The 8787-nt window shown below is 35.4% G+C and carries 7 protein-coding genes; 2 read left to right on the top strand and 5 right to left on the bottom strand.

Translation table 11 applies throughout. The features are described from left to right. From AB3X49_RS13610 to AB3X49_RS13600, 3 genes are all read right to left on the bottom strand, one after another. Positions 1 to 395 (bottom strand): hypothetical protein (locus AB3X49_RS13610; RefSeq protein ID WP_367962707.1); only part of this gene is annotated, 395 nt, incomplete at its 3' end. 4 nt (positions 396 to 399) lie between these two features. Continuing rightward, the gene (locus AB3X49_RS13605; protein ID WP_000301182.1) at positions 400 to 600 is read right to left on the bottom strand and encodes a helix-turn-helix transcriptional regulator; all 201 of its coding nucleotides are present in this window, start codon (positions 598 to 600) and stop codon (positions 400 to 402) included. A gap of 139 nt (positions 601 to 739) precedes the next feature. Further along, positions 740 to 2032 carry an NCS2 family permease gene (locus tag AB3X49_RS13600; protein ID WP_367962703.1) on the bottom strand — a complete coding sequence of 431 codons (1293 nt, stop codon included), beginning with the start codon at positions 2030 to 2032 and terminating at the stop codon, positions 740 to 742. Positions 2033 to 2297: 265 nt separating this feature from the next. Here AB3X49_RS13600 and AB3X49_RS13595 point away from each other — a divergent pair, with 265 nt between their 5' ends. Next, positions 2298 to 3689, top strand: a complete 1392-nt coding sequence (locus AB3X49_RS13595) for an amino acid permease (RefSeq protein ID WP_367962701.1) — start codon at positions 2298 to 2300, stop codon at positions 3687 to 3689. A gap of 181 nt (positions 3690 to 3870) precedes the next feature. Continuing rightward, positions 3871 to 5418, top strand: coding sequence for a DNA-binding protein (locus AB3X49_RS13590; protein ID WP_367962698.1), 1548 nt, complete (start codon positions 3871 to 3873; stop codon positions 5416 to 5418). A 40-nt stretch (positions 5419 to 5458) separates the two neighbouring features. Here the strand turns inward: AB3X49_RS13590 and AB3X49_RS13585 are convergent, their stop codons facing one another. Beyond that, positions 5459 to 7180: a DUF2339 domain-containing protein gene (locus AB3X49_RS13585; RefSeq protein WP_367962696.1), complete on the bottom strand. Its 1722-nt coding sequence runs from the start codon at positions 7178 to 7180 to the stop codon at positions 5459 to 5461. Positions 7181 to 7314: 134 nt separating this feature from the next. After that, entirely contained in the window at positions 7315 to 8616 is a 1302-nt protein-coding gene (gene brnQ1 / locus AB3X49_RS13580; protein ID WP_407707208.1) for a branched-chain amino acid transport system II carrier protein BrnQ1, read from the bottom strand. Between the last annotated feature and the right edge of the window lie 171 nt (positions 8617 to 8787).

The raw sequence follows: 8787 nt of genomic DNA, 5'->3' as shown, positions 1-8787 counted from the left end.
TATATAAACAAACTAGGAATTAAAAAGCAAACAAACATAATAACTCCTGTTATACCAATTTCCTTTATCGAAATATCCGGTGTTACAATGATACAAATAGCTAACAGTCCAATAACAATCCCTACTGGAATTAATAATAGTTTCATGAAATAACTACGTGATACTCCACCTGTATGCTCATATACCTCTACAGAATGTTTTAAATTTAAGAAGTTAATAACTACTATTCCGCCAATAAATATCATTAATAGATGAGAGACACTTTCATATCCGGCTCCTTGCACGACGTAACGATAAAAGACAATCCCTAATATCATAACGTTTTGCAGGATAAACGCCATTCTAATATGCTTTAACCCTTCAACCATTAAGCGCTCATCTTTCACGATTTTCATTAAATCACTCCTTTTCCTCCCAAAACAAATCATTCAATGTTTTATCTACTGCATAACAAATTTTCAAACATAAATCTAAAGATGGATTGTATTTCCCCTTCTCAATTAAACTAATTGTTTGCCTTGTGACGCCTACTTTTTCTGCTAATTGTTGTTGTGTTAAATCTAACTGAACACGTGCGACTTTTATTTTACTTACAGCCATTCATGTTCCTCCTCTGCCTTTATTGTAACATATATATTCCATTAAGTAATTTATATTTTACGTAATTGATTTGTTTTTTTCACTTTATTATACACAAAAAAGGAGCCTCTCATAAGAAGCCCCCTTTCCTATCTCTATACTATAAGAATAAATGACATCCAAATAAAATTGTAAATAAATATAGTAACGGATGTACTTCCATCCCTTTCCCCTTCATAATTTTTAATACTGGATACACTAAAAATCCAATTGCAATTCCATTTGCAATACTAGACGTTAACGGAATACCAACGAAAATTAAAAATGCTGGTAATGCATCTTCAAATTCATTCCAATTAATATCACGAATGCTTTGTGCCATTAAACTACCTACAATAATTAATGAAGGAGCTGTAATAGCAGCTACACTTGATAAAGACGCGATAACAGGGCTGAAAAATGCCGTTATAATCGTTAGACCAACAACTACAATACCTGTTAATCCAGTTTTACCACCTGCAGCAATACCAGCTGACGATTCAATCGTTGCTGCTGTTGGGCTTGTTCCGAAGATAGAACCTGTCGTTCCGCCAATCGCATCTGCAATAAACGCTTTGCCAAAACGTTTCTCTGTATTATCTGTAATTAAACCAGCTTGTTTAATTAAACCGAGTAATGCACCTGTCGTATCAAATAAAAGTACAAGTAAAAATGAAAATACAACACCATATAATCCATACTGAATTACATCTGAAAAAGCATTGATTGGATTTGAAACGATAATACCCTCTGGTAAATGAGGCATCGCTACAATTTTATCCTCAAACTTCAGTTGCCCCGTAAAGAAGGCGATAATTCCTGTCACAATCATACTAATAAATAATGCACCACTCACACGTAATACCATTAATACTGCCGCTAAAATTAAACCAATTAAAGTTAAAATAACGGCTGGAGAATGAAAATCACCAATCGTAACTAAGTTAGATGGATGATCCACGATAATTCCAGATAGACGTAATCCAATAAAAGCAATAAATAGTCCAATTCCACCTGCAATTGCATGTTTTAAACTGTCAGGAATTGCGATAATTAGCTTTTGCCTAAATGAAGTGAAAGATAATGAAAGAAAAATAATGCCTGTTACAAAGACTGCTGAAAACGCAATGACATATGTAATCCCCTCTGCCTGTTGAACAACAGAATAAGCAAAATATGCATTCATTCCCATAGCTGGAGCAATAACAATTGGATAGTTAGCTAAAAACGCCATACATAGCGTCCCAATAACTGTCGCAATAATAGTTGCCGTAAACGCTTGATCAAATGGTACACCTGCATCAGATAATATTTTCGGATTGATGACAAGAATATACGCAAATGTAAAAAAAGTTGTGATGCCCGCTAAAAGCTCTTGCTTCACAGAAGTGTTATATTTTTGTAATTGAAACATGGCTATGTACCCTTCCTACACCTGAATTATTATCACACATTCTTTTCTTACTAGTATGTGAGAAAATATAATACTTAATCTTAACAATCAATAAAAAGAAGAGTCAATATATTCTCTAATAGTGAGAATTTTAAGTTTAAGTCTGACAAGTTCAGATGTAGTACAGTTCATTTTGATTATTTTTGTAGCATAACAGATAGAAATGTTTTATAATTTGAAATAGTTAAATATTTAGGTAGCTCATTCTACAAGGGGGATTCTTCTTATGCAGCACACAAACAAATCTGGAACTTTAAATCGAGGTTTAAAAGAACGACATATTACTTTAATGTCACTCGGTTCGGCTATTGGCGTTGGGCTATTTTTAGGATCTGCTTCTGCTATTAAACTAGCTGGTCCTTCCATCTTACTAGGTTATATGATCGCTGGACTCGTTATTTTTTTCATTATGCGAGCGCTCGGAGAAATGGCAATTGAACAACCGGTTGCCGGTTCTTTTAGTAAATATGCTAATGATTATATCGGTCCACTTGCTGGCTATAGTACTGGTTGGAACTACTGGTTCTTATGGGTTGTTACTTGTATGGCTGAAATTACGGCGGCTGGAATTTACATGCAGTACTGGTTCCCAGATATCCCGCGCTGGACTTGGGCACTACTCGCTCTATTATTAATGAGCGCTTTCAACTTCTTATCAGTAAAAGTATTTGGAGAACTTGAGTTTTGGTTTGCTCTCATCAAAATTGTCACAATTATCTGTATGATAGTAATTGGCTTTGGTATTATTCTATTCGGATTTGGAAATGGCGGCGTTGCAACTGGTATTTCAAATCTTTGGGAACATGGGGGCTGGTTCCCAAATGGCTTCTCTGGATTATTGCTTTCCTTACAAATGGTATTATTCGCTTATTTAGGCGTTGAACTAATTGGTGTTACAGCTGGTGAAGCTCAAAACCCGAAGAAAACACTCGCAAAAGCTATCGATAACGTATTTTGGAGAATCCTAATCTTTTACGTCGGGGCATTATTCGTTATGATGGCAATTTATCCTTGGAACGAATTTGGTGAGAAAGGAAGTCCCTTCGTACTAACGTTCCAGCAAATCGGTATTGCAAAGGCAGCAGGTATTATTAACTTTGTCGTTTTAACAGCGGCTCTTTCATCTTGTAACGGTGGTTTGTTTAGTACAGGCCGTATGCTATTTACACTAGCAAAACAAAAGAAAGCACCTGAACGATTTGGACGTTTAAATAAAAATGGCATTCCAAGTCAAGGTATTGTAGCAACTGCGATTGTTTTACTCGTTGGCGTTATATTAAACTATCTCGTTCCTGCAAAAGTGTTTACATGGCTAACTAGTATTTCAACTTTCGGGGCAATTTGGACTTGGGGTATAATATTAGTCGCTCAAATTAAATTCCGTAAAGGATTGCCAACTGAGAAAAAAGACAAGCTAACGTATAAAATGCCTTTACATCCATTAAGCTCTTACTTCTCACTTGGCTTCCTTGCACTTGTACTAGGTATTATGGCGTATTCAGAAGATACACGAATTGCATTAATCGTTGGCCCAATTTGGCTTATTGGCTTAGCTATCGTGTATTACATGAAAGGGTTTCATAAGATCGATGAAACACCTAATTCAAAGATTAGTTAAACAAGCTATCCCTTCCTTATTAATTGGAGGGGATTTTTTATTGCCTATATAAATATTTCTCAACAAAATTCACGGTATTTTTACAATTTTTTAATATTTTTTACGTTTTCTGTCTTTATTTTTTCAGAAAAATAAATTACATTATTAAAGCACATATATTTATTATTAGGGGGATTCTTCTATGAAGAATAAAAAATGGATCACATTTTCTTTAGCAACAGCAATTACACTTAGTATGGGGAGTTCGTTCATACCGTCTACTTATGCCGAAAGCTCTGTAGACCCATCTCCTGAAATTGCTGCAAAAATTGTAAATCAAAACAATGGGAAAAAAGTATTATTCGATAATACGCACGGTCAAACTGCCGGGACGGCTGATTGGGTTATTGATGGCGGTTTTTCTGATTTCGGAAACGGCATTGCCCAAAACGGATATCATGTAAAAGAACTTCGTAAATCAGCACCTATTACATACGAAGATTTAAAAAACTACAATGTGTTTATCGTTCCAGAAGCTAATATTCCTTACAAAAAATCTGAACAAGATGCAATGTTACAATACGTGAAAAATGGCGGCAGTATCTTCTTCATTGCCGATCATTATAATGCAGATCGTAATAAAAACCGTTGGGACTCTTCCGAAGTATTCAATGGATATAGACGCGGTGCTTGGGATAATCCAGCAAAAGGAATGTCAAACGAGGAAGCAAATTCACAAGCTATGCAAGGAGTCGAAAGCTCTGATTGGCTATCCAATAATTTCGGTATTCGCTTCCGCTATAACGCACTTGGTGATGTTTCAGCTAAAAATATTGTTTCACCTGAACAATCATTCGGAATTACAGAAGGTGTATCATCTGTAGCAATGCATGCCGGCTCTACTCTTGCGATTACAAATCCAAAACTAGCGAAAGGCCTTGTATATCTTCCAGAAAATCCATCAAAATGGAATAACGCTGTTGATAGCGGCGTTTATAACGGTGGTGGCGTTGCAGAGGGTCCTTATGCTGCTATTTCGAAAGTTGGCCTTGGAAAAGCAGCCTTTATTGGTGATTCTTCTCCTGTTGAAGATGCCTCGCCAAAATATGTTCGTGAAGATTCAGGTCAATCAAAGAAAACTTATGATGGTTATAAAGAAGAAAACGATGCTGTTCTATTAGAAAACATAGTGAATTGGTTAGCGAAGCAAGAAACATTTACAAGCTTAGATCAAGTAAGTGGTTTACAGCTTGATGCACCTACAGCTCTACAAACATTTGAACAACCAAGTTTATCAACAGAACCACAACCAGAACCTTGGAGTGCACCAAGTCAAGGTTACCAGTGGTTCAATACAAATACTTTCAAATCTGGTTCATACGGCTATAACGGCGCCGTGACAACGAGTGATTACGTAATTACGCACCCTAGCATTCTACCAAACAATGAAGTGTTCCAAATGACGATTCAAGTAAATAACTTATTACCAAATACAACGTACAATAATTATTCGTTAGGTATTTTCACAACTGGTGGAACACAAGTAGCAAAAGTTCAAAATACAAATGGTACTTGGCCATCTTCTTTCGGATATAGCAGTACATTCTCTTTCATAACAAATAGCCAAGGATCTGCTGAAAAAATTGTGAACGTACAACTTGATCCAAATACAACTGGACAAGCAACACTTCGCCTAAGACAAAACACAACAGCTAAATATAATGAGGCTGTAACGATTGGTAAGAAGTAAAGTAAAAGAAAAGGCAATCCATAAAGGGATTGCCTTCTTCTCACTTCTCTTCTTTTGAGAAAAACATTCTTGAAATAACGATACCTATACTACCTACGATTAAGAATAACACCGCTCTAATCATCATCGACACCTCTGGTAGGTCGAGAAGGAATAACTTCCCTACTGTTACTACTAATACGACTAATCCAGCATATAATATTTCGTTCATCTGTCTATAACGGCCAAACCAAACTGCAAATAAAGCATATACCATCCATAATAATGATACAGATACGCTAATTATACTTCCATCTGTAGAAAGAACTTCACCGATCCTAGTAATTGTAATAAATACAATAACCATTAACGAGTAGAGCGCTATAGAATAAACATATTTACCTAAACTCGCTAACACTTCTTTTGCTTGTATCATGCAATAATAGAACGTTCCTATTAAAATAATATGAGCGACAAACCCTGCTGAAATGAACTCATCAAACGGGCTAAAAATCGTCTGTACCATTCCAATCGCATAAATCGTTGCACCAACATACAACTTAATATTTTGCTTTACTTTAATAGCAGTAACCATACCGAGGAAACCTTGTAACAATAATACGATCGCTGCATTCACCAAACTATACTCGTATAAAATCGCTAAACTAAATGATCCCATTGCAAAGCCAAATATTAGATTTGAAAATACAGAATGTTTATTCTTCCTATATTCAAGTACAAACATAACAGCATGCACAAATGCACTTATAACTAATCCCCACGTTGTAAATTCAGGAATTTGAGAAATGGCTAAAATAAAGAAAACTGCATTCGCACTAAATATCGCCAATCGTGCTTCTTGTATAAAACTTCTCTCCGAAAACATATGCCAAAATAATAGTAAATGAATTGCACCGTATACAACTGTTAACTGTACTTGCACATTCTCTACTAATATTGACATAACAACAAAGAAGACAAATAGGACAATTGCCGCAACAACATAAGAAATCATATACAAGTACTTATAAAGGTTTCTCAATGCATACCATAATAGGCTAATTGTTAATATCGTCTCATAACTAAAGAAAATATAGGTATTAGGAGTCGTACTATTTAACAAGAAAGGAACCAAAAATGCTCCCACCGCCACGAAAATAGCGAGATATTCCGATCTATATCTTTTCGCTAAATAAATCCCTAAAACAACCCATATAATGTTGCAAACAAACGCAATACTTGCAGGAATAAACTCATATAAATAATGTGCCGCAAACGTTGTTAAAACAATTCCCGTAATACTTCCTCCAGCTAATACTAACCCTAACGCTTGCCGCTCTCTTTTAATTTGTATATCTCCTACGTAATACAAACCGGCAGATAGTACTATACCAAACACAACTCGTATCGCTGGTGTCAATAATCCGGCATCTACCCCTGCTTTGAATAACCAAATAACGCCAAGTAGCATAATACCGACAAATATGCGTGGTAACCACGTTTGACAAAACTTTATAATATTAAATGGTTCTGGTTTAAATGCAGATATATCTACTTGTTTCACCTCTGGCTCTTGCATGGACTTCCTCGTCTTAACTACATCTTCTTGTAACTTTTCATTACTTACCGCTTCAATATATTCTTTCTTTTCCTTATTAACATTTTGTTGAACTTTATCTACTTCTATTTTTCTTTGTTTCGCTTTCAATTCATAAAGTGCCTCTTGCATCGTTTCAATTGCCGTTTCGAGTGCTTCTATTTTCTTATTCAAATCCTCCTTCATACGCTCCCCCCTCATCATTCATGTAAAACCTATATATTACCAATTACCTTTATCATACTCTTAGTCTATTCATTTTCAATACTATTTTTCCAAAAAAAGAAAGGTGTTTTCCGAAATAGGAAAACACCCCTTACTTATTTATTCTTATTTATAGCAATACTAACAATTACACCGAGGCAGACACCTACAAATGCCGGAACAATCCAACCTACACCTTCTGAATAAAACGGAAGCATTTTTAGTAGTGGTGTCCATTTATTCATCAGTACACTTTTGTTTAAAATATCAATCGCACTAAATACCGCTACGAGCCCAATCGTTACCGAATATACGTATACATACTTTCCAATATACTTATGGAATAACCCTAAAATAATAAGCGTTAGTGCAACTGGATAAATAAATCCAAGAATCGGTACCGATACTTTTAAAATTTGCGTTAATCCTAAATTAGCTAAAACCATACTAACAAAACTTAATATAAATGCCCAAACTTTATAAGATACTTTCGGAAATACACTTGCAAAAAACTGACTACAAGACGTAACCAGCCCAATTGAAACACATAAACATGCGATAGTAAAAATAAAGCCTAATAATACTACTCCGCCTTGTCCAAATAATGTCGTCATAACTTGTGCTAACACTTTCGCGCCGTTATCAAATGTACCCAATGAACCACTAATTGAACCAACATATCCAAGAATGACATAAATAATAGATAATAAAAGCCCTGCTCCAATACCAGCAATACTCATATATTTTGCTAAACCTTTATCATCCGCTACACCTTTTGCACGCAGAGCATTTGCAATAACAATCCCAAATATTAAAGCTGCTAACGCATCCATCGTTAAATATCCATCTAAAAATCCTTGGAACATAGGAGCTTGTCCATAATTTCCTGCAGGCTCTTTCACACCGCCTACTGATGTAAACATACTTTTTATAAATATAATAGCAATCATACATAATAATAAAGGCGTTAACACCTTTCCAAACAAGCCCATTAATTTAGACGGTGATAAACTTAACCAGTAAACAATACTAAAGAAAATAGCCGTGTACAATAACAAAACTACGCTACCCGCTTCTGGGAACAACTGGCCTGGCCCCATTTCAAAAGCTAAACTTCCTGCACGTGGTATACCAAGACCTGGTCCAATAAATAAGTACACAATACACGGAAAAATAATTGCAAATGAAGAATGAACCCTGCCCGCTAACGTTTGAAAACTCCCTGCTTTCGCAATAGCGATAACACCTAATATAGGAAGCCCTGTTGCTGATATAATAAAACCTAACAATGCAATCCATACATGTTCTCCTGCTTCATATCCAAGGAAAGGTGGAAATATAAGATTTCCGGCCCCAAAGAACATAGAGAATAACATAAGACTAATAAGCAAAATTTCTTTTTTCTGTAACAATTTCATTTCTTTCTCCTTCTTCAATTTCACCTTACATGAAATCAATTCCACAAATAAAAAAATGCGGTAATCCGCTTCCTTACAAAGAAAACATAGTCCATAGTCTATCACAAAAGAAACACCCATTCTATAGCTATTTCCCTTTTCAAATTTCTTCTGAAAAATCAACCTTTATTG

This window comes from Bacillus sp. C30, from assembly GCF_040838255.1.
Lineage (GTDB): Bacteria > Bacillota > Bacilli > Bacillales > Bacillaceae_G > Bacillus_A > Bacillus_A mycoides.
Note: the sequence above shows the minus strand (reverse complement) of the source record. Positions and strands in the feature narration are given on the sequence as shown.